Here is a 23,577-nt window from a genome sequence, read left to right on the forward strand (position 1 = left end):
GGATCAGTCCAGCTGGAGCCGGTCGGCCAGCCCCGCCTCCTCGAACGCCGCCAGCACGTCGTCACGGGTCTCGGTGAAGTGGGCCCAGCTGTCGCAGTGGGCCGGGACCACCCGGCGGGCGCCGAGGAGCCCGGCGGCGGTCACGGCGGCGGCGGCGTCCAGGACGAGCAGGGCGCCGTCGAGGATGCCCGGGATGCGCGGCGCCCCGGCGAACAGCACCGCGGTGTCCACCGGGCCGAAGCGGTCGGCGATCTCCTTCACCAGTTCCAGGGAGGCGTTGTCCCCGCTGACGTAGACAGTGGGCAGGTCGGCCGAGGTGAGGACGAAGCCGATGACCTCACCGATGACCGCGTCGGCGCCGTCGGGGCCGTGCAGGGCGGGTGCGCCGGTGACGGTGAGCGTGCCGCCGTCGGGCCGGGGCAGCTCGACGGACTGCCAGGGGGCGAGGCCCTCGGCGGTGCCGCCGAGACGGACGGCGCCGCCGCTCGTGGTGAAGGTGCGCGGTACGGAGGCGAGCAGGGCCCGGCCGGAGTGGTCGAGGTTGTCGGGGTGTTCGTCGTGGGAGAGCAGGACGACGTCGACCGGGCCCAGGTCCGTCTGCGGCAGGCGGGGCGGGGCGGTCTTGCTCAGGAACCGGTCGCCGCCGCGCGAGTAGTCGCCCGGGGCGTCGAAGGTGGGGTCGGTGAGGAGGCGCAGACCGCCGTACTCGATGAGAACGGTCGGGCCACCGAGTACGCGCACGGGAACCGGCTCGGCAGGAGCAGTCATGGCGGGATCCTCACGGTTGAATCTATTGCTGTCCGTGACAAGAAGCTAGCCCCACCTCACGGTTGAACGCAAGCCGTACCATGAGAGATGTGAAGGAACGCCTGACCGACGACATGGGGCTGCCACCCGCACCGGGCGCCGAGCAGCACGCCGCGCTCGACCTCGCCAACAGCGCGCCCGCCCTGCCCGGCGGCCGGTTCACCGACCTGCTCGGCACCCCGCAGGCCGCGAACCACTGGCTCACCGCGCACGGGCTCGCCCCGGCCGACGCCGGACTGCGGGAGACCTGCGCGGCCCAGTTGCGCTCCCTGCGCGAGCACCTCCGGTCGCTGATCGCCGCCCGGGTCGAGGGACACACCCCTCCGGCCGGCGCCCTGAACGCCGTCAACGACGCGCTCACCCGCGCCCCCGCGGCGGCGCTGCTGCAGTGGTCCCCGGAGCGCGGCCCGTACCGTGCGACGGCCCACCCCGCCACACAGATCCTCGAACACGCCCTGGCCGCCCTCGCCGCCGACGCCGCCGACCTGCTCACCGGCCCCGACGCCGACCGTCTCACCGCCTGCGGTTCGGCCCCCTGCAACCGCTACCTGCTCCGCCACGGCCGCCGGCACTGGTGCTCCACCCGCTGCGGCGACCGCGCCCGCGCCGCCCGCGCCTACGCCCGCCGCACGGGGCGTACCGAGGAGGACTGAGCACACCCGGACCACGACTCGCGGGCCCACGCCGTCGTCATCACCCCCGGCCGACCCTACGTATTGTAGGTTCCCAACCGGCGGCGATCGCAGGGCTGTTCATTCGTCTGTTCATCGGGGGATCCATGCAGAACACGGAAACGGAGGCAGCCGTGCAGGTCTGTGTGCGCAGTCTCGCGCCGACACTGACCCTGCTGGCCGTCAGCCTTCTCGTCGCCGCCGTCGGCGTGTACGAGCTGTGCGGGTTCGGGCTGCACAGCCTCGACCGGCGGCCGCATCTGTTCAGCGACGGACTCGCCACCGGCGGGGTGATCGTCGCCGCGGTGGCGGCCGGCGCGGCGGTGGGCAACCTGGGCTGGCATCTGGTGGCGGCCCGGCGTGACAGGGGAAGGGCCGGGTAAGAGGCACGACACGGGAAGTGCCGGGTAAGAGCGGTTGTCGGTACGCTCCTGTCCCGGAACAGCGCCCAACCGGACTACCCTACAAGCTGTAGGGTCAAGGTGGCCCCGACCGGGGTCGACCGTCCCCCACTCCACAAGGTGACCAGTCACCATGCCCGCTCAGCAGCAGACCCTGCTCTCCTCACAGGTCCCCGCACAGCGCGGCACGCGCCGTGTGCCGCAACTGCCCGTGCCCGGGCCCCGCCTGCGCGCGCGGGCCGCCTCGGCCACCGTGTGGTACCTGCGGCTCATCGCCGTCTTCAACATCATCGCGGTCCTGTCGCTGCCGTTCCGCAAAGAGGTGCAGGAACACAACGACGGCAAGCTCTTCACCGCCCGCCACGTGCACGCGCACACCCACCACGCCGGCCAGTTCTTCACCCCGTACCTGGCCACCGCCGGCCTGGCCTCGGCCGCGGCGGCCATCTTCCTGGCGCTGGTGATGCGGCGCGGCAAGCGCGCCGCCTGGGTGGTCAACCTGCTGTGCGCGGGCCCCCTGTTCGTGCTCTACGTCCTCGCGCTCACCCAGCACCCGTTCCGCGACCACGCCTTCAACTGGGTCTCCACCGCCCTCACCGGCCTCTTCGTGGTCGCGCTGCTGATCGGCCGCCGTGAGTTCAACGCCATCGGCGACCCCTCCAACCCGAAGCTCGCGCTGGCCGTCGGCGCCGGCGGCGTCCTGGTCACCGGCGGTCTCGGCACGCTGCTCGTGCACGCCACCAACAAGCTGACGGGCGCCAGCGTGTACGAAGAGCTGGCCTACAGCCTGCTGCGCGGCATCAGCGTCGGCCCGCTCGCCGACCGGGTGGACTCCGTGCACGCGCCCCGCTGGGTCGACATCATCATCAACATCCTGCTCGCCGCGGCCTTCCTCCTGGTCCTGTACGCCTGCTTCCGCTCCCCGCGCGGCCGGCGACGGCTCACCGAGGAGGACGAGACCCAGCTGCGGGCCCTGCTGGACAAGCACGGCGCCCGTGACTCCCTCGGCTACTTCGCGCTGCGCCGCGACAAGGCCGCCATCTTCTCCCCCACCGGCAAGGCGGCCGTCACCTACCGCGTCGTCGGCGCGGTCTCCCTCGCCTCCGGCGACCCGATCGGCGACCCCGAGGCCTGGCCCGGTGCCATCGACGCCTGGCTCGCCGAGGCCCGCCGGCACGCCTGGACCCCGGCCGTCATGGGCGCCAGCGAGGAGGCCGGCACGATCTACGCCCGGCACGGCCTGGACGCCCTCGAACTCGGCGACGAGGCCATCGTCGACATCGCCGACTTCACCCTCGAGGGCCGCGCCATGCGCGTGGTCCGCCAGGCCCACAACCGGGTCAAGCGGGCCGGCTACACCGTCCGCATCCGCCGCCACGAGGACATCCCCGCCGACGAGATGGCCCTGCTGATGAAGCGCGCCGACGACTGGCGCGACGGCGCCACCGAACGCGGCTTCTCCATGGCCCTCGGCCGTCTCGGCGACCCGACGGACGGCCGCTGCGTGATGCTGGAGTGCCGCGACGGCAACGACGAACCGCGCGCCCTGCTCAGCTTCGTGCCCTGGGGCGAGCACGGCCTCTCGCTGGACCTGATGCGCCGCGACCGCGACTGCGAGAACGGCCTGATGGAGTACATGGTCGTGGAACTCCTGCTGCGGGCGAAGGAATTGGGGATCCAGCGGGTCTCGCTGAACTTCGCGATGTTCCGCTCGGTCTTCGAACGCGGCGCCCGCCTCGGCGCGGGCCCCGTCCTGCGCCTGTGGCGCTCCACCCTCACCTTCTTCTCACGCTGGTGGCAGATCGAGTCCCTCTACCGCGCCAACGCCAAGTACCGCCCGGTGTGGGAACCGCGCTTCCTGCTCTTCGCCAAGAGCAGCGACATCCCACGGATCGGCCTGGCGAGCGCCCGTGCGGAGGGGTTCCTCGAACTCCCGGGACTCGGCGGCCGCAAGCAGTAGCGGCGTCACGGTGTCGCGGACCGCCGGGCTGACTTCACCCCGGCGGTCCGCAAAGGGTCCACGCCAAACCGGCGAGGGCATCCTGTCCCCCTCCTGACGACACCCGGCGACGCCGAAGCACCCCTACGGCGCTCAGCCGCCCACGGTGAAACCGATCACCGCTCCGCCGCCCTCCCGCCGGAAGGCGAACGGTGCCCCGCCGTGCGCCATGGCGACCTCGCGGACGATGGACAACCCCAGCCCCGACCCCGGCAGGGACCTGGCGTCGGCAGCCCGGTAGAAGCGGTCGAAGATCCGGATCAGATCGCTCTCGGCGATGCCCGGCCCCCGGTCCAGCACCTCCACCCGCACGGGCCCCGACCGCGCCGGCCCGGTGATGTGGACCTCGATGGGCCCCTTCCCCTCCCGGTCGAACTTGGCCGCGTTCTCCACCAGGTTCGACATGGCCCGCTGCAGCATTCCCGGCCGCCCGTCGGTCCTCGTGTCCCCGCTGGTGCGCAGGACGATCTCCCGCCCGGTACGGCGCTTGGCGAGCCCCACGACGTCCTCGGCGATGTCGGCGAGGTCCACCCGCTGCGGCGGCTCGGTGTCCGACTGCCCCGCGGCGAGGTCGACCAGCTCGTTGACCAGGTCGGTCAGCTCCCGCGCCTCCTGGCTGAGATCGGCGACCAGTTCCTCCCGCATGGCGGGCGACAGCTCGTCGATCCGGCGCAGCAGGGAGATGTTCGTACGCAGGGACGTCAGCGGAGTGCGCAGTTCGTGCCCCGCGTCCTGCACCAGGCGCCGCTGGTCCTCCTCGGACTGGGCCAGGCGGCCCAGCATGCGGTCGAAGGCGCGGCCGAGCCGGCCCACCTCGTCCAGCCCGGCCACCGGCACCTCGATGCCCAGCTGCCGGGTGCGGGCCACGTCCTCCGCGGCGGAGGTCAGAATCACCAGACGCCGGGTGATCCGGCGGGCCAGCCACCAGCCGAACAGCCCGGCCGCCACCACGACCGCCACCATCAGGATCAGTGTCCGCCGCTGCAGCGTCCGCAGCAGGTCCTCGGTGTCGCTGAACTCCTGCGCGACCTGGACCGCACCCCGCCCGTCACCCAGGGAGACCGTGGCGATGCGGAACAGGTCCCCGTCCACCGGTACGTCCTTGTGCTCGACGACCTTCCCGGCCGTCGTCGCGAGCGCCATCGCCTTGTCACGGGAGGAGACGGGCAGGCTCGGGTTGCCGTGGTCCACGATCTGCCCCTGCGCACCCAGCACCTGCACATCGGTGCGGGCGGGCCGCACCAGGTCGTGCCCGGGACGGGAGGAGGAGAAGTCCTCGGGGACCATCTCGTGCTGCCGCACCTCGCCCTGCACGTCCTGCACGACCTGCGTGAACACCGACTGCTGGTCGACCCGGACGAGCCGCGCGGCACTGCCGTAGGACAGGATGCCGACGAGGACGGTGACGGCGGCGGTCACGGCCGCGAAGGACACGGCGAACGTGGTGCGCAGCGAGACCAGCTTGGGCCGGCCCGGGGCCAGCAGCCGCCGCAGGCGGCCCACCTAGTCCTCCCGGAGCACGTAACCCACGCCCCGCACGGTGTGGATCAGCTGCGGCGCACCCGGTTCGTCGAGCTTGCGGCGCAGGTAGCCGACGTACACGGCGAGGTTCTTCGAGCCGGGCCCGAAGTCGTAGCCCCAGATCCGGTCGTAGATCGTGGAGTGGTCGAGCACGATGCCCGCGTTGCGCACGAGCAGCTCCAGCAGCTCGAACTCCGTGCGGGTCAGCTCCAGCTCACGCTTGCCGCGCCAGGCACGGCGGGCCTGCAGATCCATGCGGATACCGGCGGCCTCGACCTGCCGGTCGGAGAGCTGGGGCTCCCGGCCGCCGCTCTCACCGCCGCCACCGTTGCCGCCGGCCGGCGCCGGGCTGGTACGGCGGAGCAGGGCGCGCAGCCGGGCGAAGACCTCCTCGACGTCGAACGGCTTGACCACGTAGTCGTCCGCGCCGGCGTCCAGTCCCGCGATGCGGTCGGCGGTCTCCACGAGCGCGGTGAGCATCAGGATCGGGGTGCGATCACCCTCGGCCCGCAGCACGCGGCAGACCTGGAGGCCGTCGATCCCCGGCATCATCACGTCGAGCAGAAGGACGTCCGGCGGGGTCTTGTGGGCCTGCGCCAGCGCCTCGACACCGTCGGCCACCGCCGTCACCTCGTACCCCTCCAGAGTCAGGGCACGCTCCAGGGCATGACGGATGGCACGGTCGTCTTCGGCGAGCAGCACAGTCTGGGGCACGCACCCAGTTTGCCAAGGCCTCGGCCGGTTCGGTCGGGGCGGGCGGACCTACGATCACCCTTTTTACCCCCCTCTCACCGTCACATGGGCAACCCTGCCCGCCGCCCTACCGTCTTCTCACCCCACCCGAGCGCCGGGGCACCGCTCTCAGAGCCGCAAGGCCGTCGACTGGGGACGGAGCCCCCAGGTCAGGGCCGCAAGCCCGGCGCCTGCTCGGCGAACGGCGGCACCAGCACCAGACGCCCGCGCACCCCGCCCTCCGCCAGCCGCGCGTGCGCCTTCGCCGCCTCCTCCAGTGCGTACGTCTGAGCCACCCGCAGGGTCAGCACCCCCTCGTCCACCAGCCGGACCAGCTCCGCGAGCTGCGCCCCGTCCGCCCGCACCCACACGTTCTCCGTCCGCACCCCACGCTCCGCCTCCGGCAGCACCCCGTCACGGACCGCGACGAACCCGCCCCCGTCCCGCACCCACGCCAGCGCGGGCGCCCCGAGCACGGCGGCGTCCAGCACCGCGTCCACGCTCCCCGGCTCCACCCCGTCGGCCGTGAAGCGCGCGGCACCCAGGGATCGCACCAGTTCCTCGTCGTCCACGCGGGCATGCCCGGTCACCTCGATGCCCCGGTGCGCGGCCAACTGCACCGCGAACCCGCCGACCGCACCCGCGGCCCCGGTCACCAGCAGCCTCTCGCCCGGCGCGAGGCCCAGCAGGTCCAGGGCCTGCACCGCGGTCAGCCCGTTCAACGGCAGGGTGCCCGCGTGCGCCGCGTCCACCGAGACCGGTGCCGAGGCCACCGCACGCGCGTCCACCACGACGTACTCGGCATGCGACCCCAGCGGCTCGGCCACGCCCGCCACCAGCGCCACCACCGCATCACCGACCTCCCAGGATGCGGGCGCACCCACCGCGTCCACCGTGCCGGCCACGTCCCAGCCCAGCCCCAGGGTCTTGCCGGCCCCACCGAAGACGCCGGCCCGCACGGCCGCGTCCACCGGGTTCAGCGCACCCGCGGCCACCTTGATCCGCACCTGCCCCGCCCCCGGCTCCGGCACCGCGACGTCCGCGATCTCCACACTCTCCGGGCCACCGAACACCCTCACCACAGCAGCACGCATGCCAACTCTCCCCAAACACAAGCCAGTTGATGATTCCGCGGCACCTTTCCGGCCGCACCACCAACCGTAGGAGAGCTACTATCCATCAGTAAGTAGTTACCTCAGAGTGCGTAGCTGCCCCGAAGGGAAGAGCCCATGGCGACCACGACCGCCGCCCAGCGCCGCGAACAGGCCCGCGCCGACTACGACGCCTTCCTGCGCGCATGCCCCTCCCACCAGCTGCTCGGCCGCCTCAGCGACAAGTGGGTCAGCCTCGTCATCGCCGCACTCTCCGGCGGCCCCAGGCGCTACAGCGACCTCGGCCGCACCATCGCCGGCGTCAGCCCCAAGATGCTCACCCAGACCCTGCGCACCCTCGAACGGGACGGCATCATCAGCCGCACCCTCACCCCCTCCGTCCCCGTCCGCGTCGACTACGCGCTCACCCCCCTCGGCGCCAGCCTCGCCGGCCTGCTGACCGCCGTGAAGGACTGGGCCGAGACCCACTTCGAAGAGGTACGAGCGGCCCGCGAGCGCTACGACACCGAGAACCCCGCCTGACCACCGGCTCCCGCCCCGCACCCATGCCAAGCTGCTGCCCATGCCGATCCTCCGCTCCGCCGCCCTGTTCGTCGTCGCCGCCGTCTTCGAGATCGGCGGCGCCTGGCTGATCTGGCAGGGCATGCGCGAGCACCGGGGCTGGCTGTGGATGACCGGCGGAGTCCTCGCCCTCGGCGCGTACGGCTTCGTCGCCACCTTCCAGCCCGACGCCCACTTCGGCCGCATCCTGGCCGCGTACGGCGGCATCTTCGTCGCCGGCTCACTTCTGTGGGGCGCGATCGCCGACGGCTACCGCCCCGACCGCTGGGACGTGACCGGGGCGCTGATCTGCCTCGCCGGCATGGCCGTGATCATGTGGGCCCCGCGAAACGGCGCCTGAGCCTCACTTACGCTGGACGGGACCTTGAAAGCCCCCAGAACTCCAGGAGCTGCCCATGGCCCCCGCCTCCCGCATCGCCGTCGTCACCGGTGCGAGCAGCGGCATCGGCGCCGCCACGGCCCGGCAGCTCGCCGAGGCCGGCTACCGCGTCGTCCTCACCGCCCGCCGCAAGGACCGGATCGAGGCGCTGGCGGAGGAACTGACCAAGGCCGGCCACTCGGCGGTCGCCTACCAGCTGGACGTCACCGACCGCACGGCCGTCGACGAGTTCGCGACGGCCTTCCAGACCATCGGCGTCCTGGTCAACAACGCGGGCGGCGCCCTCGGCGCGGACCCGGTGGCCACCGGCGACCCGGCGGACTGGCGCACGATGTACGAGACCAACGTCATCGGCACCCTGAACCTCACCCAGGCCCTGCTGCCCAAGCTGGTCGCCGGCGGCGACGGCGCCATCGTCGTCGTCTCCTCCACCGCCGGCCACGGCACCTACGAGGGCGGCGGTGGCTACGTCGCCGCCAAGCACGGCGCCCACGTCCTCGCCGAGACCCTGCGCCTGGAGATCGTCGGCCAGCCGGTCCGCGTCATCGAGATCGCCCCCGGCATGGTGAAGACGGAGGAGTTCGCCCTGACCCGCTTCGCCGGCGACGAGACGAAGGCGGCCAAGGTCTACGAGGGCGTCGCCGAACCCCTCACGGCCGACGACGTCGCCGAGACGATCACCTGGGCCGTCACCCGCCCCAGCCACGTCAACGTCGACCTCCTCGTCCTCCGCCCCCGCGCCCAGGCGTCCAACACCAAGGTCCACCGGGAGCCGTGATGCCTGAAGAGAACGCAGACGCCGCCGAGTCGCTGGAAAAGGCCCGCCTGGCCCAGGAGACCAAGGACGAACGCAAGGTCTGGTACTTCCTCGGCTACTTCCTCTTCGGCATCCACATCGTGGCCTTCGTGATGATCTACGCGGTCCGCCACGCGAAGTGACCGACGATCAGCCCACAATTAACCCAAACGGGCGAACCTCCCCGATCACCCGATCGCCGTACGAACTGGCGATCTAGGCTCGCGCCACACGATCACTTCGACGGCCCTCGGCAGGGATGCAGCCCCGCCGAGGGCCTCACCAGCATGGAAGTGGAGGCTTCCCTGTGGCTGAATGCGAGCCTAGCGCCCACCGGTTCATGGACCTCACGGTGCCCGAGTACGCGTACATGTTCGGGTTCTTGCAGGCGGATGGCCATCTGGCGAAGGGCACGGGACAAAAGGGCCGTTTGACCGTCGAGATCAGCGCCCGGGACATCGATCTCCTGCGTAAGTTCCAGAAACTGACGCCCTACTACAGCAGCATCACCGAGCGCACCCGATCCACCAACTTCACCGAGACTCACACCGCCGCCATCTGGAGCCTGTGTTCCCTCGAAGCCAGGACCACACTCAACGAACTCGGCCTGCCCTACGGCCGCAAGTCAAAGACGATCGCTCCCCCGAGTGTCGAGTTCCCCCGCCGTGACTATCTCCGAGGACTGATCGACGCAGACGGCTCAGTCGGCTTCACCGGCAAGGGGTTCCCCTTCGTCTCCCTGACCACGGCCAGCAGCGCCATCGCGTCCTGCCTGCGCGACTACTGCAGGGACGTCACGGGAGCCGAGCGCATCCTCAAGCGCAACGCCCGCGACGACATCTACAACGTCCTCTACCTGAAGGAGGTGGCGCAGCGCCTCGCAACCGACTTGTACTACCCCGGCTGCCTGGCCCTGGAGCGCAAGCACACCGCCGCCGACTCGCTCTCGACCTGGGTACGCCCCGCAGGAATGAGGGCCGCCTACACAAGGCGCCGCTGGACTGAACACGAGGACCGGATCCTCCTGCAGCTCAACAGCCCAACGGCCACCGCGGAGGTACTCGGCAGGACCACCCAGAGCTGCCATCTCCGCCTCTGGCGCCTGAACTCCGGCCAAGCATCCAAACCCAGCGATCAGTGACCAGTTGAGCGAGGCCCCCGGCACCGACCGGGGGCCTTTCACGTCAGCCCTTCACACACACGACCTGCTTCAGCTTCGCCACGACCTCCACCAGGTCCCGCTGCTGGTCGATGGACTTGTAGGCGCCCGGGATCTCGTCCACGACACCGGAGTCCTTGCGGCACTCCACGCCCCGGGTCTGCTCCTCCAGGTCCTTCGTGGAGAACCGCTTCTTGGCCGCGTTACGGCTCATCCGCCGACCCGCGCCGTGCGAGGCGGAGTTGAAGGCCTTCTCGTTTCCGAGGCCCTTCACGATGTACGACCCCGTACCCATTGAGCCCGGGATGATCCCGTAGTCGCCGGAGCCGGCCCGGATCGCGCCCTTGCGGGTGACGAGCAGATCCATGCCGTCGTACCGCTCCTCCGCAACGTAGTTGTGGTGGCAGGAGATCTCCGGCTCGAAGGTCGGCTTGGCCTTCTTGAACTCCTTCCGGATCACGTCCTTCAGGAGCGCCATCATGAGCGTGCGGTTGTACTTGGCGTACTCCTGCGCCCAGAACAGGTCGTTGCGGTAGGCCGCCATCTGCGGAGTGTCCGCGACAAACACGGCGAGATCGCGATCGACCAGGCCCTGGTTGTGCGGGAGCTTCTGGGCCACGCTGATGTGGTGCTCGGCGAGTTCCTTGCCGATGTTCCGGGAACCGGAGTGGAGCATGAGCCACACCGAACCGGACATATCTACACAAACTTCGCAAAAGTGGTTGCCCGCTCCAAGCGTTCCCATCTGCTTATGCGCCCGCTCCTCCCGGAACTTCACCGCCTCCGCGACCCCGTCGAACCGCCCCCAGAACCCGTCCCACCCCGCAGTCGCGAGCCCATGGAAGTCCCCCGGCTCCACGGGATCCTCATGCATCCCCCGCCCCACCGGAATCGCCTGCTCGATCTTCGACCGCAGCCGCGACAGGTCGCCAGGCAGGTCGTTCGCCGTCAGCGACGTCTTGACGGCGGACATCCCGCACCCGATGTCGACCCCCACCGCCGCCGGACACACCGCGCCCTGCATGGCGATGACGGAGCCGACCGTCGCACCCTTGCCGTAGTGCACGTCCGGCATCACGGCGAGGCCCTTGATCCAGGGCAGGGTCGCCACGTTCTGGAGCTGGCGCAGGGCCACGTCCTCGACCGTCGCGGGGTCGGTCCACATCCGGATCGGGACCTTCGCGCCCGGCATCTCCACGTACGACATATGGTCCTCATTCCCCCGAAAACGACAACAAAGGCTTACGCAAGGCTTATAAGCAGCAGAACGGAAATTCAGCGCTGACGCCGGTGAAAAGGGACAAGGGACCGGCGGCCACGGCGGCGCGTGCGATACACATTGTCTCCAGGGGACGCCCCGCTGCGGCAAGCGAATAACCAGCGGGGACACTGGACCATCGAGCGAGCGCACACCCGAGAGGAGCCCGACCGTGCAGCGGAAGGCGTACGTAACCGGCACCGCCGCCCTCCTCGCGGCGCTGGTGGCCGGCTGCACGAGCGGCTCGGGGAGCGACGGTTCGACGGACAACGCCAACCCCGGCGACACCGGCACCACCACGGTCGCCGCCCAGCCGGGCAAGTACCGCACACTGCCCGAGCCCTGCGGTGCGGTCGGCCACGACACCCTCGACTCGATGCTGCCCGGCATCAAGCAGATCGCCGATCCCGCCCAGCGGGACAAGGCGTACCAGGGCGAGGCGGAGCTCACCTATGACACCGATCGAAAGGTCGGTTGCCACTGGAAGGTGGAGTCCGCCGACGCGACCGACCGTCTCTCGGTCGACTTCGAGCGTGTGGTGTCGTACGACAACGCGGTCAGCGACGACGACCAGGCGAAGAAGCTGTTCCAGGGCAAGCAGGTGGCGGCCAACCTCCCGGAGCCGAGCGGTTCCCCGACGGCGAGCGGGGTGCCGACGCCCACTTCCTCGTCTTCCTCGTCGCCCTCGTCTTCGTCGTCGCCGTCGGCCTCCTCCTCGTCTTCGCCCTCCTCCTCGTCCAGCGGCAGCGCCTCGGCGTCCGCCGGTGATGCCTCCCCCTCCGGCTCCGCGGCCGATCTGCAGCCGCGGGTGCTGTCCGATCTCGGTGACGAGGCGTATATCGACGACCAGCTCGGCTCGTCGGGTTCGACGGCCGAACAGCGGACGGTGACTGTGGTGTTCCGCACGTCCAACGTCGTCGTCACCATCGAGTACGAGGAGCAGCCGACGGTTGTCGGAACGGTCCCGGACAGCAAGGAAATGCAGGACAGGGCCCGTAATCTGGCCTCTCATCTGGATGACGCGCTGGGCGGTTGACGGCGGCGGGAGCCGTTCGTCCCGCTGTGCGCAAAGCACCCGAACGGAAACCGCACAGCTCCTTCACCGCGTACCGTGGGCCCCCGCAGGAACCCGCACGACCACCGAGCGTCATGAGTGAAGGAACCATGCAGCGAGCAGCCCAGCGAGACGACCGTGCCCAGCGAGGAATGCGTGGCAAGCGCCTGAGCCGTGTTCTTGTCTGCGCGGCAGCCGTGCCGGCGGTGCTGATCACCGCGGCCTGTTCTTCGGACTCGGGTGATTCCAAGGGCAAGGGATCCGGCAGCAGCGCGCAGCAGTCCGCGGGCGGCGGCGCGCAGTCGTCGGCGAGTTCGTCCCCGACCGTGCAGGCGGCGGCGTACAAGAGGCTGCCGGACGCGTGCGCGGTGTTGTCGAAGAAGACGCTGACGGATCTGGTGCCGCAGGGCACGTCGGGCAAGAAGGGCAGTTCGGACGATCCGTCGTCGCGTGGCTCCTGTTCGTGGAGCAGCCTGGACAACAACGGTGTGAAGGGTTCGCAGTTCCGGTGGCTGAACGTGTCGCTGCTGCGTTTCGACTCGGACAGCACGCGTGGTGCCGGTGACGCGCAGGCGCACACGTACTTCGCCCAGCAGGTCAAGGACGCCGCGTCGGTGGCGGGTGCGAAGAACACCAAGGAGACCCCGCTGTCGGGTACGGGCGCGGAGGCGACGGCCGTGCGCTACGACCTGCAGAAGAAGGAGGGTCTCTTCAAGCAGCAGACGGTGGTCGCGCGGGTCGAGAACGTGGTCGTCACGCTCGACTACAACGGGGCCGGTCTGGCGGGCGAGAAGACTCCGGACGCGGATGAGCTGACGAAGGCCGCGGAAGGCGCGGTGAAGGAGGTGGTCGGCGCGGTGTCGTCGGCCAATGGCGGCTCGTCGTCGGGGGGTTCGGCGCCGTCGACGTCGGCTTCGCCTTCGAAGTCCGCCTCGGGTTCTCCGTCCAAGTCGGCTTCTTCCAGTGCTTCTCCGTCCAAGTCGGCCGCGAAGAAGGGCTGAGCGAGGGGTCTGAGGGGTTTTCGAAGCCCGACCGATACCACGTTCGCCGTTCGCGTGTGCCACCCTGTTGCGCGCAACAACAGGCAAGGGGAGGGGAGTACGCGTGGCCGCGCCACTGCAGCTGTCTCGGATGCACCGCGTTCTCATCGGCGTGGTCGTGACCGGCGCCTTGATCATCGCCGGTATCGGCTTCGCCGGCTCTTACGCGGCCGTGCGTGAGCTGGCCATCAAGAAGGGCTTCGGGAACTTCTCCTATGTGTTCCCGGTGGGCATCGACGCAGGTATCTGTGTGCTTCTGTCCCTGGACCTGCTGCTGACCTGGATCCGTATCCCGTTCCCGCTGCTGCGTCAGACGGCGTGGCTGCTGACGGCGGCGACGATCGCGTTCAACGGTGCCGCCGCCTGGCCGGATCCGCTGGGCGTGGGTATGCATGCGGTGATCCCGGTGCTGTTCGTGGTCGCGGTGGAGGCGGCCCGGCATGCGATCGGGCGGATCGCCGACATCACGGCGGACAAGCACATGGAGGGGGTCCGCCTGACGCGCTGGCTGCTCTCGCCGGTTCCCACGTTTCTTCTGTGGCGTCGTATGAAGCTGTGGGAGCTGCGCTCGTACGAGCAGGTGATCAAGCTGGAGCAGGAACGTCTCGTCTATCAGGCCCGTCTGCGTTCCCGCTTCGGCCGTGCCTGGCGGCGGAAGGCTCCGGTGGAGTCCCTGATGCCGCTGCGGCTGGCGAGGTACGGGGTGCCGCTGGCGGAGACGGCTCCGGCGGGGCTTGCGGCGGCGGGCATAGAGCCGGCGCTGATACCGGCCGCGGCTGCGGGTGGTCGTGCCGCTGGGGTGGCGCCGGTCCCGCAGAAGGCGGCGCCTGCGAGCGGGCAGCGCCTGGAGCTGCCCGGTCAGTACGCCGGGCAGGCGGAGGGCGCCCCGGTGGACGAGGAGAGCCCTTGGTTCCAGGCGCAGCGCCAGGTCGACTACCACGGCGGTTACGACCCCACCTACGACCCGATGATGCAGGAGCCTCAGTACGCGCCGGACGAGCAGTACGGGGAGTGGTACGAGGAGCAGCAGCCGGAGGACTTCCAGCAGCCCTCGCCGGAGGAGACGGGGAGTTTCCCGATCCCGGTGGGCCCGAACCGGACGCGCGAGCTGGGCGAGGGCGGTGGGTCGCCGGAGCCGGACGAGGAGGCCTACTACCAGGTCTTCCGTCAGTCGATCGACGGCAGCTATCCCACGCCGCGGGTCCTTGGTGACAACATCCAGGCGACCTTCGGGACGACGCTGAGCCCCAGCGCCCTGAAGACGCTCGCGGAGCGCTTCCAGCAGCGTCATTCAGCGGAGCTGGAGGAAGACCACATCGCATGAGCGCGTTTCGCCTGAGCGCATGAAGAACATGAGCGCATGAAGAAGGGGCCCTCGATCCGAGGGCCCCTTCTTCGGTTGCCGCTTGCCCGGTTGCCGCGTTCTCGGTTGCCGCTTACTCGCCGAGCAGGCGCCGCACCCGGTCCTGCCCGACCGCGAGCAGCAGTGTGGGCAGGCGGGGCCCGGTGTCCCGGCCGACGAGCAGGTGGTAGAGCAGGGCGAAGAACGCGCGCTGGGCCGTCTTGATCTCGGCCGGCAGTTCCTTCGGTGTGGCGTCGGCGGGGAATCCGGCCTGCACCTTGGGTACGCCGTACACGAGGTGGGTGAGCCCGTCGAGGGACCAGTGCTCGGCGAGGCCGTCGAGCAGCAGCCGTACGGACTGCTGGGAGGCCTCGTCGAGGGACTTCAGCAGTTCGGCGTCGGGTTCGTCGCGCACGATGGTCCGCTGGTCGGCGGGCACGTGCGTGTTGATCCAGGCCTCGGCCTTGTCGTAGCGCGGGCGGGCCTCGTCCAGGGAGGCGAGGGGCTGTTCCGGGTCGAGCTCGGAGAGGATGCGCAGGGCCTGGTCCTGGTGTCCGGCGGTGATGTCGGCGACGGACGCGAGGGTGCGGTACGGCAGCGGGCGCGTCGTCTTCGGCAGTTCACCGGCGGCCGTGCCGACGGCGCGCGTGTAGGCGGCGATGTCGGCGGGGAGGGCGGAGCCGTCGGTGACCTTTCCGGCGAGCTTGTCCCATTCGTCGTAGAGCCGCTGGATCTCCTGGTCGAAGGCGATCTTGAAGGACTGGTTGGGCCTGCGGCGGGCGTAGAGCCAGCGCAGGATCTGCGGCTCCATGATCTTCAGCGCGTCGGCGGGCGTGGGGACTCCGCCGCGCGAGGAGGACATCTTCGCCATGCCGCTGATGCCCACGAAGGCGTACATGGGGCCGATGGGCTGCTTGCCGCCGAAGATGCCGACGATCTGCCCGCCCACCTGGAAGCTGGACCCCGGCGAGGAGTGGTCCACGCCGCTCGGTTCGAAGATCACGCCCTCGTACGCCCAGCGCATCGGCCAGTCGACCTTCCAGACCAGCTTGCCGCGGTTGAACTCGCTGAGCCGGACGGTCTCGGTGAAGCCGCAGTCGTTGCAGGTGTAGGCGAGCTCGGTGGTGTCGTCGTCGTAGGAGGTGACGGTCGTCAGGTCCTTCTCGCAGTTGCCGCAGTACGGCTTGTACGGGAAGTACCCGGCGGAGCCGGAGCTGCCGTCGTCCTCGGAGGCGGCGCCGGAGCCCTCCTCGGCCTCCAGCTCGGCGTCGTCGACGGCCTTCTGCTGCTGCTTCTTGGGGGCCTTCTTGGTGCGGTACTGGGCGAGGATCGCGTCGATGTCGCCGCGGTGCTTCATGGCGTGCAGGATCTGCTCGCGATAAACGCCGGAGGTGTACTGCGCGGTCTGGCTGATGCCGTCGAACTCGACGCCCAGCTCGGCGAGCGAGGCGATCATGGCGGCCTTGAAGTGCTCGGCCCAGTTCGGGTACGACGATCCGCGCGGCGCGGGCACCGAGGTCAGCGGCTTGCCGATGTGCTCGGCCCAGGACTCGTCGATGCCGGCGATGCCCGCCGGGACCTTGCGGTAGCGGTCGTAGTCGTCCCAGGAGATCAGGTGCCGGACCTGGTGTCCGCGGCGGCGGATCTCGTCGGCGACGAGGTGCGGGGTCATGACCTCGCGGAGGTTGCCGAGGTGGATCGGGCCCGACGGCGAGAGTCCGGACGCGACGACGACCGGTTTGCCCGGGGCACGGCGCTCCGATTCCTCGATGACCTCATCCGCGAAACGGGAGACCCAGTCGGTGGTCTCGGTGCTCTGAGCCACGATCGGCACGTCCTTCTTTCTGAACGGGGGTGGCACTCCGTCTGATCGGGGTGACACTCCATTCTCACAGACCGGCTCGCGCCCGCGAAAACGGCTTTACCTCCCATGGGATACTGGCTGGGACTATCCATCCCCACGAGGAGAACGGCACCCATTCCTATGGCCTCGGTCACGTCCCTCAGCGATTCCGTCCAGCAGCACCTCGCGTCCGCCCTCTCGGCCACCCTGCCGGAGGCGGCCGGCGCGGACCCGCTGCTGCGACGAAGCGACCGGGCCGACTTCCAGGCCAACGGCATCCTGGCGCTGGCCAAGAAGGCGAAGGCGAACCCGCGGGAGCTGGCGACGCAGGTCGTCTCCCACGTGGTGACGGGTGAGGAGCTGGTCAAGGACGTCGAGGTCTCCGGCCCCGGCTTCCTGAACATCACGATCGCCGACCGGGCGATCACCGGGAACCTGGCGGCGCGGTACGCGGACGAGACGGGCCGCCTCGGCGTGCCGACCGCCGCGCAGCCGGGCACGACGGTGATCGACTACGCGCAGCCGAACGTGGCGAAGGAGATGCACGTAGGCCATCTGCGGTCGGCGGTGATCGGCGACTCGGTGGTCCGGCTCCTGGAGTTCACGGGTGAGAACGTGGTCCGCCGGCACCACATCGGCGACTGGGGCACCCAGTTCGGCATGCTCATCCAGTACCTGGACGAGCACCCGCACGAGCTGGACCACAAGGCGTCCGCCGAGGACACGGCGGCCTCCGGCGAGGAGGCGATGTCCAACCTGGACCGCCTCTACAAGGCCGCGCGGAAGAAGTTCGACTCCGACGAGGAGTTCAAGACGCGGGCCCGGCGCCGGGTGGTGGACCTCCAGGCGGGCGATCCGCACACGCTGGCCATGTGGCAGAAGTTCGTGGACGAGTCGAAGATCTACTTCTTCTCCGTCTTCGAGAAGCTGGACATGGAGATCCGCGACCCCGACATCGTCGGCGAGTCCGGCTACAACGACATGCTGGCGGAGACCTGCCGCCTGCTGGAGGAGTCGGGCGTCGCGGTCCGCAGCGAGGGCGCCCTGTGCGTGTTCTTCGACGACGTCAAGGGCCCGGACGGCAACCCGGTCCCGCTGATCGTCCAGAAGTCTGACGGCGGCTACGGCTACGCGGCGACCGACCTGTCCGCCATCCGCGACCGCGTGTTCAACCTCAAGGCGAACAACCTGCTCTACGTGGTGGACGCCCGGCAGGCCCTGCACTTCAAGATGGTCTTCGAGACGGCGCGGCGGGCCGGCTGGCTGAACGAGGACATCACGGCCTTCCAGCTGGCCTTCGGCACGGTCCTCGGCAAGGACGGCAAGCCGTTCAAGACGCGTGAGGGCGAGACGGTCCGCCTGGTGGACCTGCTGGACGAGGCGATCGACCGCGCGTCGGCCGTGGTCCGCGAGAAGGCCCAGGACCTCTCCGAGGAGGAGATCGCCGAGCGGGGTGCCCAGGTGGGCATCGGCGCGGTGAAGTACGCGGACCTGTCGACGTCGGCGAACCGGGACTACAAGTTCGACCTGGACCAGATGGTGTCCCTGAACGGCGACACGTCGGTGTACCTGCAGTACGCGTACGCCCGTATCCAGTCCATCCTCCGCAAGGCGGGCGAGACCCGCCCGGCCGCGCACCCGGAGCTGGCGCTGGCGGAGGCCGAGCGTGCCCTGGGCCTGCACGTGGACGCCTTCGCGCAGACGGTCGCGGAGGCGGCGGCGGAGTACGCCCCGCACAAGCTGGCCGCGTACCTGTACCAGCTGGCGTCGCTGTACACGTCCTTCTACGACAAGTGCCCTGTCCTGAAGGCCGAGACGCCGCAGCAGGTGGAGAACCGCCTCTTCCTGTGTGACGTCACGGCCCGCACCCTGCACCAGGGCATGGCGCTGCTGGGCATCCGGACGCCCGAGAAGCTCTGACGCTCGCCGTAGGGCCTTGGCTACCCTTGGGCCGCGTTCTCCTCGGCGAGCTCGCGGGCGCGGCGCGCCAGGGCCTGCCGTACCGACTCCGGTTCGAGGACGCGCAGGGGCGAGCCCAGGCCGAGGAGGTAGCGGGCGAGGCCGTCCGGGTCGGGGCCGCCGATGTCGACGAGGGTGGCGTCGGGGCCGTCGGGGCGATGGGTGCCGACCGTCGCCGGGACGAGCCGCAGCGCCTGGTCCAGGGGCAGGGGGAGGCGGATGGTCGCGGACAGGGGGTAGGGGCCGTTCGCGATGTTGCGGGAGACCAGGAGGGCCGGGTCCGGTGGGTCGGTGAGGTCTGCCGGGTGGCCGGTGGGCTGGAGGCGGTCGACCCGGTCGGCGCGGAAGGTGCGCCACTGGCCCCGGGTCACGTCCCGGGCGACGAAGTACCAGCGTCGGCCGGTGTGGACCAGGCGGTAGGGGTCGACCTCGCGGACCGTGCTCCTGCCCTCCCCGTCGGTGTACGACAGCCGGGCCCGTTCGCCCTGACGGCAGGCGACCGCCAGTTCCAGCAGCAGGCCCGGTCTGATCCGGGGGCTGTCGGCTCCGGGAAGTCGTACGAAGGCGTCGTCCAGCTCGCCGAGGCGGTCCGCGATGCGCCGGGGCAGCACGTGCCGCAGCTTCAGCAGCGCCGACAGCGCCGCCTGGTCGCCGCCGAGCGCGTCGCTCAGGGCCGCCTCGCGCAGGCCGACGGCGACGGCGAGTGCCTCTTCGTCGTCGAGGATCAGCGGCGGCACCCGGGACCCGGCGCGCAGGCGGTATCCGCCCCAGGGGCCGGCCTCCGAGTCGACCGAGTAGCCGAGGTCCCGGAGCCTCGCCATGTCCCTGCGGACCGTGCGGCCGGTGACCTCCATGCGCTCGGCCAGTTCGGCGCAGGTCCAGCAGGGGCGGGAGGACAGCAGGGAGAGCAGGCGGAGCAGGCGGGCGGAGGAGCTGAGCACGGCGGGAAGTCTGGCACATGGCCTACATGACCAGGACCGGAACTGTCCTGGTCACGTCCTAGTCTGCCGCTCATGACCACACAGACCACTTCCACGTCCTCTTCCACGTCCCCTTCCGCACCCGCGTTCCGCTGTGCCGCCGTCACCTTCGACTGCGCCGACCCTGCCGAACTCGCGAACTTCTACGGCGAGTTGCTGGGCATGTCGGCCCTCTACTCCACCGACGACTTCGTTCTGCTGGGCAAGGAGGGCGCGACCGGTCTCGGCTTCAACCGCCTCGCCGACTACCGCCGGCCGACCTGGCCGGACCCGGCGCAGGAGAAGCAGGCGCACATCGAGCTGGGGGTGGACGACCTGGACGTCGCCGAGAAGCGGCTGCTCGAACTGGGCGCCGAGAAGCCGGAGTTCCAGCCGGGCGGGGAGCGGTGGCGGGTGCTGCTGGATCCCGCCGGGCACCCGTTCTGCATCACGACGCTGGTGTAGGCGTTCGGGGCAGGACGTACGAGAGGTACGGCACCCTGCCCGCGTTCACTTCAGTGCCGTGCCGTGGGGTCCGTCGCTGATGAGGGTCCCGTGGGCGGGCTCCCTGCCTGGGCGCCGGCCCCGGCGGCCGCCGCGAGGCGCCCTCTGGGGCCAGAACAGCACGTACGCCGCCGAGCCGAGGCAGAACGCCAGGCGGATGAGACCCCGGGTGGAGTCCGACGGGACCACCAGGGCGCTGCCGTAGAGGGTGATGAGGGCGATCCAGCTGACCCACGGGACCAGGCGGCGCTGGCCGATCGAGTCCCAGATCAACGTGCCCAGGAGGACGGAGGCGTTGTAGTAGGTGTAGACGCTGGGGTCGAACAGGATGCGGGCGTCGGCGGCCAGGAAGACCACCGCCGGCCAGCGGCCCCGTCGTACCGCCAGGGCGCCGAGACCCATGGCCAGGGCCATCTGCGTGGGGCGGTCCCACCAGGGGGTCACGGGGTCGTTCACGCCGAACCAGCGCAGTGAGGAGGCGGGTTGGTTGGGGATGGTGAAGCGGGCAGCGTGCAGGGTGTCCAGGTGGGTCAGGTAGAAGGGGAGCCAGGCCACCGCCACCAGGCCGAAGGTCCAGGCCGCCGCGCGCAGGCGGGTCGGCCGGGGCAGGGCCAGGAGCAGGGGCAGGAAGCCCACGGCCCAGGGTTTGGAGTCGACCGCGAGGGCCAGGAACACGCCCACGGCCGTGGCGTTGCCCCGGACCAGGGCGCGGACGGCGAGCGTGGTGAAGAACAGGGCGAGGACGTCGTCGAGGTGGGCGAAACGGACCGAGACCTCGACCCACATGGGGATGAAGGCGGCGCCGGCGATCAGGACGCGCTGTTGGAGGCGTTTGTGGTTGACGCCTGTGCCGAGGTAGTGGTCGGCCGCCGCACGGCCCACCAGCACGAGCATGTAGAGGCCCAGGCCGGACATGAACGCGTCGGCCAATTTCTCACCAAGGGCGGCGGGGAAAGGCGCGAAGAGTCCGGCGACGAAGAAGCTGACCGGGCCTATCTGCAGCTCGGGATGGTTGGCGTAGAGGGCGAGGCCGCCGCCGTCGCCGTGGCCGAAGAGCAATTGCTCGCCCTCGCGCAGATAGTGCCAGGATACGGCCGCGTGTCGTTCGGCCACGACGAACCACACGGCCGTCCACAGCGTGAGCAGCACGATGTGCCACCGCACCGGGTAGCGCCCGATCTGCACGTTCCTCCGTCCTCCCGTCACGCCGGTCACCGTGTCCCCAGCCATCACAACACCCCCCGGTAAGAGAAGCTGAGGCGGGTCGGGGTTGCTCGGGACGAGCAGGCCAACGCCGTTGTCAGTGGCGGCCCTTACAGTCACGGGTATGGCGACTCTTCCCAACCCGCTGCCCAGGCTGGCCACCGACCCCAGCGGCCGTTCCCTCGGGCTTCAGCTGCCACCCGGCAGGCTCGTCGACATGACGTACGACGGGCCCTGGCACGAACCCCTGCTGTGGCACGCGGAAAAGCCCGCCGCGCCGGGCACGTGGAAGGCGCTGGGGGCACCAGCCGCCCGCGCCGGTCTGCTGCCGGTGCTCGTGGACCTGGCCGCGTCCCGGGGCGGCCCGGAGGACTGGGGGCTGCGGCCCGGCGAGACGTCGTACCCGGGGGATCACGACGCAGAGGACGTCCTGGCCGAGTACTGGCAGGAGGAGACGGAGGACGGCGAGCTCGCCGAGGAGATCGAGCCGTTCGGGGGCGAGTGGCCCGGCCTCGCACCGGTCGGCTCCCTCTCCGCGGATCCGGACACCCGCGCCGCGCAGGTCGCCGACGCGCTCGAGGGCGGCCGGGGCGCGATGATCGAGGAGGCACACCTCGCCCTGGTGCCGGCCCGCCGGTCCGCCGACATACCGGCGGCGATCGGCTGGACCGGCCCGGTGAACTACGAGAGCGATGTGGCCCGGATGTGCGCGGTGCTGCGTTCCTGGGAGGACCGGTTCGGCATACGGGTCGTGGCCCTCGGCCTGGACGCCCTCGTCGTCTCCGTGGCGGCTCCACCGGCCACCGAGGAGGACGCCGAGGCGGTGGCGGCGGAGCACTTCGCGTTCTGCCCGGACAACGTCCTCCAGGGCGAGCGGGACACCTTCCGCGCCTACGCGAAGGACCTGGTGGGGGCGCCCGCCTGGGCCTTCTGGTGGGACTGACCCCGGCCGGAGCACCCCGACAGGCATGCGGCCCCCGGGTCGGCTCCGCTCCGAGCCGGCCCGGGGGCCGCAGCGTGTTCGCACCGGCTCAGCGCAGCTTCTGCGCCGCCTCGGTCGCCCAGTAGGTGAGGATGTTCCGGGCCCCGGCGCGCTTGATGCCGGTCAGGGTCTCGAAGATGGCGCGGTCGCGGTCGATCCAGCCCTTCTCCGCGGCGGCCTCGACCATCGAGTACTCGCCGGAGATCTGGTACGCGGCGACGGGCACGTCCACGGCGTCCGCGACCCGGGCGAGGATGTCGAGGTACGGCCCGGCGGGCTTGACCATGACCATGTCCGCGCCCTCCTCCAGATCGAGGGACAGCTCCCGCAGGGAATCGCGCCAGTTGGCGGGGTCCTGCTGGTAGGTCTTGCGGTCGCCCTGGAGCGAGGAGGCGACGGCCTCGCGGAAGGGGCCGAAGAAGACGGACGAGTACTTGACGGTGTAGGCGAGGATCGCCACGTCCTCGCGCCCGATCTGGTCGAGCGCGTCGCGGACGACGCCGATTTGGCCGTCCATCATGCCGCTGGGGCCCACGACATGGGCGCCGGCATCGGCCTGCACCTGGGCCATCTCGGCGTACCGCTCCAGGGTCGCGTCGTTGTCGACACGGCCCTCGGCGTCCAGGACGCCGCAGTGCCCGTGGTCGGTGAACTCGTCCAGGCACAGGTCGGACATGACGAGCAGGTCGTCGCCGACCTCGGCGCGTACGTCGCGCAGCGCCACCTGGAGGATCCCGTCGGGGTCGGTGCCGGCCGTGCCCTGGGCGTCCTTCTTGTCCTCCTCCGGCACGCCGAACAGCATGATCCCGGAGACGCCGGCCTCCACGGCCTCCAGCGCGGCCTTCTTCAGGCTGTCGCGGGTGTGCTGGACGACACCGGGCATGGCGGCGATCGGCACGGGCTCGCTCACGCCCTCGCGGACGAAGGCGGGCAGGATGAAGTCGGCGGGGTGCAGGCGCGTCTCCGCGACCATCCGCCGCATGACGGGCGAGGTCCGCAGTCGCCGGGGACGGGCCCCGGGAAAAGATCCGTACTTCGTCATGCCTTCTACGCTACGCCCGCCGCGCCCCCGCCTTTGCCGACGCCCTGTCGGTCCGGCTCAAGGGGCGACAGCGGACTCGGCGACGGACTCACAGGCGTCCCACAGACAGCCCATTCACGCCATTCGCGGGCATAGCGGCGCGCGTATACGAAGTCTTTGCGCTCCCCTGGTCATCCCTGGATCCTGCGGCCTCCTCAGCGTTCTACGCGCGTGGTGTCATGCCCGCGCCACCCCCTCCTCGCCCATGAGCCCA

The 23,577-nt window shown here is 70.5% G+C and carries 23 protein-coding genes; 14 read left to right on the forward strand and 9 right to left on the reverse strand.

Going from position 1 to position 23,577, the window contains the following annotated elements:
• Window positions 1-3: 3 nt before the first annotated feature.
• Window positions 4-768 carry an MBL fold metallo-hydrolase gene (locus ACFYZB_RS30475; RefSeq protein WP_388764079.1) on the reverse strand — a complete coding sequence of 255 codons (765 nt, stop codon included), beginning with the start codon at window positions 766-768 and terminating at the stop codon, window positions 4-6.
• Between the two features lie 80 nt (window positions 769-848).
• On the opposite strand from ACFYZB_RS30475, the gene ACFYZB_RS30480 reads away from it, so the two are divergent.
• The 3 genes from ACFYZB_RS30480 to ACFYZB_RS30490 all read left to right on the forward strand — a co-directional run bounded on the left by ACFYZB_RS30480 (window position 849) and on the right by ACFYZB_RS30490 (window position 3,839).
• On the forward strand, window positions 849-1,460 hold the full coding sequence (locus ACFYZB_RS30480) for a CGNR zinc finger domain-containing protein (RefSeq protein WP_388764080.1): 612 nt from the start codon (window positions 849-851) through the stop codon (window positions 1,458-1,460).
• 125 nt (window positions 1,461-1,585) lie between these two features.
• Window positions 1,586-1,861: a hypothetical protein gene (locus tag ACFYZB_RS30485; RefSeq protein ID WP_351211381.1), complete on the forward strand. Its 276-nt coding sequence runs from the start codon at window positions 1,586-1,588 to the stop codon at window positions 1,859-1,861.
• Between the two features lie 151 nt (window positions 1,862-2,012).
• Window positions 2,013-3,839, forward strand: a complete 1,827-nt coding sequence (locus ACFYZB_RS30490; RefSeq protein WP_388764082.1) for a phosphatidylglycerol lysyltransferase domain-containing protein — start codon at window positions 2,013-2,015, stop codon at window positions 3,837-3,839.
• Window positions 3,840-3,971: 132 nt separating this feature from the next.
• Here ACFYZB_RS30490 and ACFYZB_RS30495 read toward each other — a convergent pair whose 3' ends face one another.
• From ACFYZB_RS30495 to ACFYZB_RS30505, 3 genes are all read right to left on the reverse strand, one after another.
• Window positions 3,972-5,381 carry an ATP-binding protein gene (locus tag ACFYZB_RS30495; protein WP_388764083.1) on the reverse strand — a complete coding sequence of 470 codons (1,410 nt, stop codon included), beginning with the start codon at window positions 5,379-5,381 and terminating at the stop codon, window positions 3,972-3,974.
• Window positions 5,382-6,113, reverse strand: a complete 732-nt coding sequence (locus ACFYZB_RS30500; RefSeq protein WP_388764085.1) for a response regulator transcription factor — start codon at window positions 6,111-6,113, stop codon at window positions 5,382-5,384.
• A gap of 188 nt (window positions 6,114-6,301) precedes the next feature.
• Complete coding sequence (locus ACFYZB_RS30505; RefSeq protein ID WP_351211389.1) at window positions 6,302-7,225, reverse strand: NADP-dependent oxidoreductase; 924 nt, start codon at window positions 7,223-7,225, stop codon at window positions 6,302-6,304.
• A 135-nt stretch (window positions 7,226-7,360) separates the two neighbouring features.
• On the opposite strand from ACFYZB_RS30505, the gene ACFYZB_RS30510 reads away from it, so the two are divergent.
• The 5 genes from ACFYZB_RS30510 to ACFYZB_RS30530 all read left to right on the forward strand — a co-directional run bounded on the left by ACFYZB_RS30510 (window position 7,361) and on the right by ACFYZB_RS30530 (window position 10,120).
• Window positions 7,361-7,765, forward strand: a complete 405-nt coding sequence (locus ACFYZB_RS30510; RefSeq protein ID WP_388764087.1) for a winged helix-turn-helix transcriptional regulator — start codon at window positions 7,361-7,363, stop codon at window positions 7,763-7,765.
• Window positions 7,766-7,805: 40 nt separating this feature from the next.
• Window positions 7,806-8,144: a YnfA family protein gene (locus ACFYZB_RS30515; RefSeq protein ID WP_388764089.1), complete on the forward strand. Its 339-nt coding sequence runs from the start codon at window positions 7,806-7,808 to the stop codon at window positions 8,142-8,144.
• 55 nt (window positions 8,145-8,199) lie between these two features.
• Window positions 8,200-8,961: an SDR family NAD(P)-dependent oxidoreductase gene (locus ACFYZB_RS30520; protein WP_351211395.1), complete on the forward strand. Its 762-nt coding sequence runs from the start codon at window positions 8,200-8,202 to the stop codon at window positions 8,959-8,961.
• The gene (locus ACFYZB_RS30525) at window positions 8,961-9,122 is read left to right on the forward strand and encodes a hypothetical protein (RefSeq protein WP_351211397.1); all 162 of its coding nucleotides are present in this window, start codon (window positions 8,961-8,963) and stop codon (window positions 9,120-9,122) included. Before ACFYZB_RS30520 ends, ACFYZB_RS30525 begins: the two co-directional genes overlap by 1 nt.
• A gap of 197 nt (window positions 9,123-9,319) precedes the next feature.
• Window positions 9,320-10,120: an LAGLIDADG family homing endonuclease gene (locus tag ACFYZB_RS30530; protein ID WP_351211399.1), complete on the forward strand. Its 801-nt coding sequence runs from the start codon at window positions 9,320-9,322 to the stop codon at window positions 10,118-10,120.
• A 43-nt stretch (window positions 10,121-10,163) separates the two neighbouring features.
• Here ACFYZB_RS30530 and ACFYZB_RS30535 read toward each other — a convergent pair whose 3' ends face one another.
• Window positions 10,164-11,345, reverse strand: coding sequence for an RtcB family protein (locus ACFYZB_RS30535; RefSeq protein WP_388764090.1), 1,182 nt, complete (start codon window positions 11,343-11,345; stop codon window positions 10,164-10,166).
• A gap of 223 nt (window positions 11,346-11,568) precedes the next feature.
• Between ACFYZB_RS30535 and ACFYZB_RS30540 the strand changes: the two genes are divergently transcribed.
• The 3 genes from ACFYZB_RS30540 to ACFYZB_RS30550 all read left to right on the forward strand — a co-directional run bounded on the left by ACFYZB_RS30540 (window position 11,569) and on the right by ACFYZB_RS30550 (window position 14,814).
• The gene (locus ACFYZB_RS30540; protein WP_388764091.1) at window positions 11,569-12,432 is read left to right on the forward strand and encodes a DUF3558 domain-containing protein; all 864 of its coding nucleotides are present in this window, start codon (window positions 11,569-11,571) and stop codon (window positions 12,430-12,432) included.
• Between the two features lie 128 nt (window positions 12,433-12,560).
• A complete protein-coding gene (locus tag ACFYZB_RS30545) occupies window positions 12,561-13,451 on the forward strand; it encodes a DUF3558 domain-containing protein (protein ID WP_388764093.1) in 891 nt (296 codons plus the stop codon).
• A gap of 103 nt (window positions 13,452-13,554) precedes the next feature.
• Window positions 13,555-14,814: a DUF2637 domain-containing protein gene (locus ACFYZB_RS30550; RefSeq protein ID WP_388764095.1), complete on the forward strand. Its 1,260-nt coding sequence runs from the start codon at window positions 13,555-13,557 to the stop codon at window positions 14,812-14,814.
• 112 nt (window positions 14,815-14,926) lie between these two features.
• Here ACFYZB_RS30550 and lysS read toward each other — a convergent pair whose 3' ends face one another.
• Window positions 14,927-16,666 carry a lysine--tRNA ligase gene (lysS, locus tag ACFYZB_RS30555; RefSeq protein ID WP_351211409.1) on the reverse strand — a complete coding sequence of 580 codons (1,740 nt, stop codon included), beginning with the start codon at window positions 16,664-16,666 and terminating at the stop codon, window positions 14,927-14,929.
• 150 nt (window positions 16,667-16,816) lie between these two features.
• On the opposite strand from lysS, the gene argS reads away from it, so the two are divergent.
• On the forward strand, window positions 16,817-18,595 hold the full coding sequence (gene argS, locus ACFYZB_RS30560) for an arginine--tRNA ligase (protein ID WP_388764098.1): 1,779 nt from the start codon (window positions 16,817-16,819) through the stop codon (window positions 18,593-18,595).
• A 20-nt stretch (window positions 18,596-18,615) separates the two neighbouring features.
• Here argS and ACFYZB_RS30565 read toward each other — a convergent pair whose 3' ends face one another.
• Entirely contained in the window at window positions 18,616-19,575 is a 960-nt protein-coding gene (locus ACFYZB_RS30565) for a helix-turn-helix transcriptional regulator (RefSeq protein WP_388764099.1), read from the reverse strand.
• A gap of 72 nt (window positions 19,576-19,647) precedes the next feature.
• Between ACFYZB_RS30565 and ACFYZB_RS30570 the strand changes: the two genes are divergently transcribed.
• Window positions 19,648-20,058, forward strand: coding sequence for a VOC family protein (locus tag ACFYZB_RS30570; protein WP_388764101.1), 411 nt, complete (start codon window positions 19,648-19,650; stop codon window positions 20,056-20,058).
• A gap of 45 nt (window positions 20,059-20,103) precedes the next feature.
• On the opposite strand, the gene ACFYZB_RS30575 is transcribed toward ACFYZB_RS30570, so the two are convergent.
• Window positions 20,104-21,327: a hypothetical protein gene (locus ACFYZB_RS30575; protein WP_388764102.1), complete on the reverse strand. Its 1,224-nt coding sequence runs from the start codon at window positions 21,325-21,327 to the stop codon at window positions 20,104-20,106.
• A 97-nt stretch (window positions 21,328-21,424) separates the two neighbouring features.
• On the opposite strand from ACFYZB_RS30575, the gene ACFYZB_RS30580 reads away from it, so the two are divergent.
• Window positions 21,425-22,243, forward strand: a complete 819-nt coding sequence (locus tag ACFYZB_RS30580; RefSeq protein ID WP_388764104.1) for a DUF4253 domain-containing protein — start codon at window positions 21,425-21,427, stop codon at window positions 22,241-22,243.
• 88 nt (window positions 22,244-22,331) lie between these two features.
• Here ACFYZB_RS30580 and hemB read toward each other — a convergent pair whose 3' ends face one another.
• On the reverse strand, window positions 22,332-23,324 hold the full coding sequence (hemB, locus tag ACFYZB_RS30585; RefSeq protein ID WP_351211417.1) for a porphobilinogen synthase: 993 nt from the start codon (window positions 23,322-23,324) through the stop codon (window positions 22,332-22,334).
• Between the last annotated feature and the right edge of the window lie 253 nt (window positions 23,325-23,577).

This window comes from Streptomyces sp. NPDC001852, from assembly GCF_042891825.1.
In the GTDB taxonomy this organism is placed as follows: Bacteria; Actinomycetota; Actinomycetes; order Streptomycetales; family Streptomycetaceae; genus Streptomyces.

Coding starts and splice junctions, on each gene's coding strand:
- ACFYZB_RS30475 (WP_388764079.1), bottom strand. CDS start 768: ATGACTGCTCCTGCCGAGCCGGTTCCCGTGCGCGTACTCGGTGGCCCG.
- ACFYZB_RS30580 (WP_388764104.1), top strand. CDS start 21,425: ATGGCGACTCTTCCCAACCCGCTGCCCAGGCTGGCCACCGACCCCAGC.
- ACFYZB_RS30575 (WP_388764102.1), bottom strand. CDS start 21,327: ATGGCTGGGGACACGGTGACCGGCGTGACGGGAGGACGGAGGAACGTG.
- ACFYZB_RS30510 (WP_388764087.1), top strand. CDS start 7,361: ATGGCGACCACGACCGCCGCCCAGCGCCGCGAACAGGCCCGCGCCGAC.
- ACFYZB_RS30520 (WP_351211395.1), top strand. CDS start 8,200: ATGGCCCCCGCCTCCCGCATCGCCGTCGTCACCGGTGCGAGCAGCGGC.
- ACFYZB_RS30545 (WP_388764093.1), top strand. CDS start 12,561: ATGCAGCGAGCAGCCCAGCGAGACGACCGTGCCCAGCGAGGAATGCGT.
- ACFYZB_RS30485 (WP_351211381.1), top strand. CDS start 1,586: ATGCAGAACACGGAAACGGAGGCAGCCGTGCAGGTCTGTGTGCGCAGT.
- ACFYZB_RS30505 (WP_351211389.1), bottom strand. CDS start 7,225: ATGCGTGCTGCTGTGGTGAGGGTGTTCGGTGGCCCGGAGAGTGTGGAG.
- hemB (WP_351211417.1), bottom strand. CDS start 23,324: ATGACGAAGTACGGATCTTTTCCCGGGGCCCGTCCCCGGCGACTGCGG.
- ACFYZB_RS30515 (WP_388764089.1), top strand. CDS start 7,806: ATGCCGATCCTCCGCTCCGCCGCCCTGTTCGTCGTCGCCGCCGTCTTC.
- ACFYZB_RS30480 (WP_388764080.1), top strand. CDS start 849: ATGAGAGATGTGAAGGAACGCCTGACCGACGACATGGGGCTGCCACCC.
- ACFYZB_RS30530 (WP_351211399.1), top strand. CDS start 9,320: ATGGACCTCACGGTGCCCGAGTACGCGTACATGTTCGGGTTCTTGCAG.
- ACFYZB_RS30490 (WP_388764082.1), top strand. CDS start 2,013: ATGCCCGCTCAGCAGCAGACCCTGCTCTCCTCACAGGTCCCCGCACAG.
- ACFYZB_RS30525 (WP_351211397.1), top strand. CDS start 8,961: ATGCCTGAAGAGAACGCAGACGCCGCCGAGTCGCTGGAAAAGGCCCGC.
- argS (WP_388764098.1), top strand. CDS start 16,817: ATGGCCTCGGTCACGTCCCTCAGCGATTCCGTCCAGCAGCACCTCGCG.
- ACFYZB_RS30535 (WP_388764090.1), bottom strand. CDS start 11,345: ATGTCGTACGTGGAGATGCCGGGCGCGAAGGTCCCGATCCGGATGTGG.
- ACFYZB_RS30570 (WP_388764101.1), top strand. CDS start 19,648: ATGACCACACAGACCACTTCCACGTCCTCTTCCACGTCCCCTTCCGCA.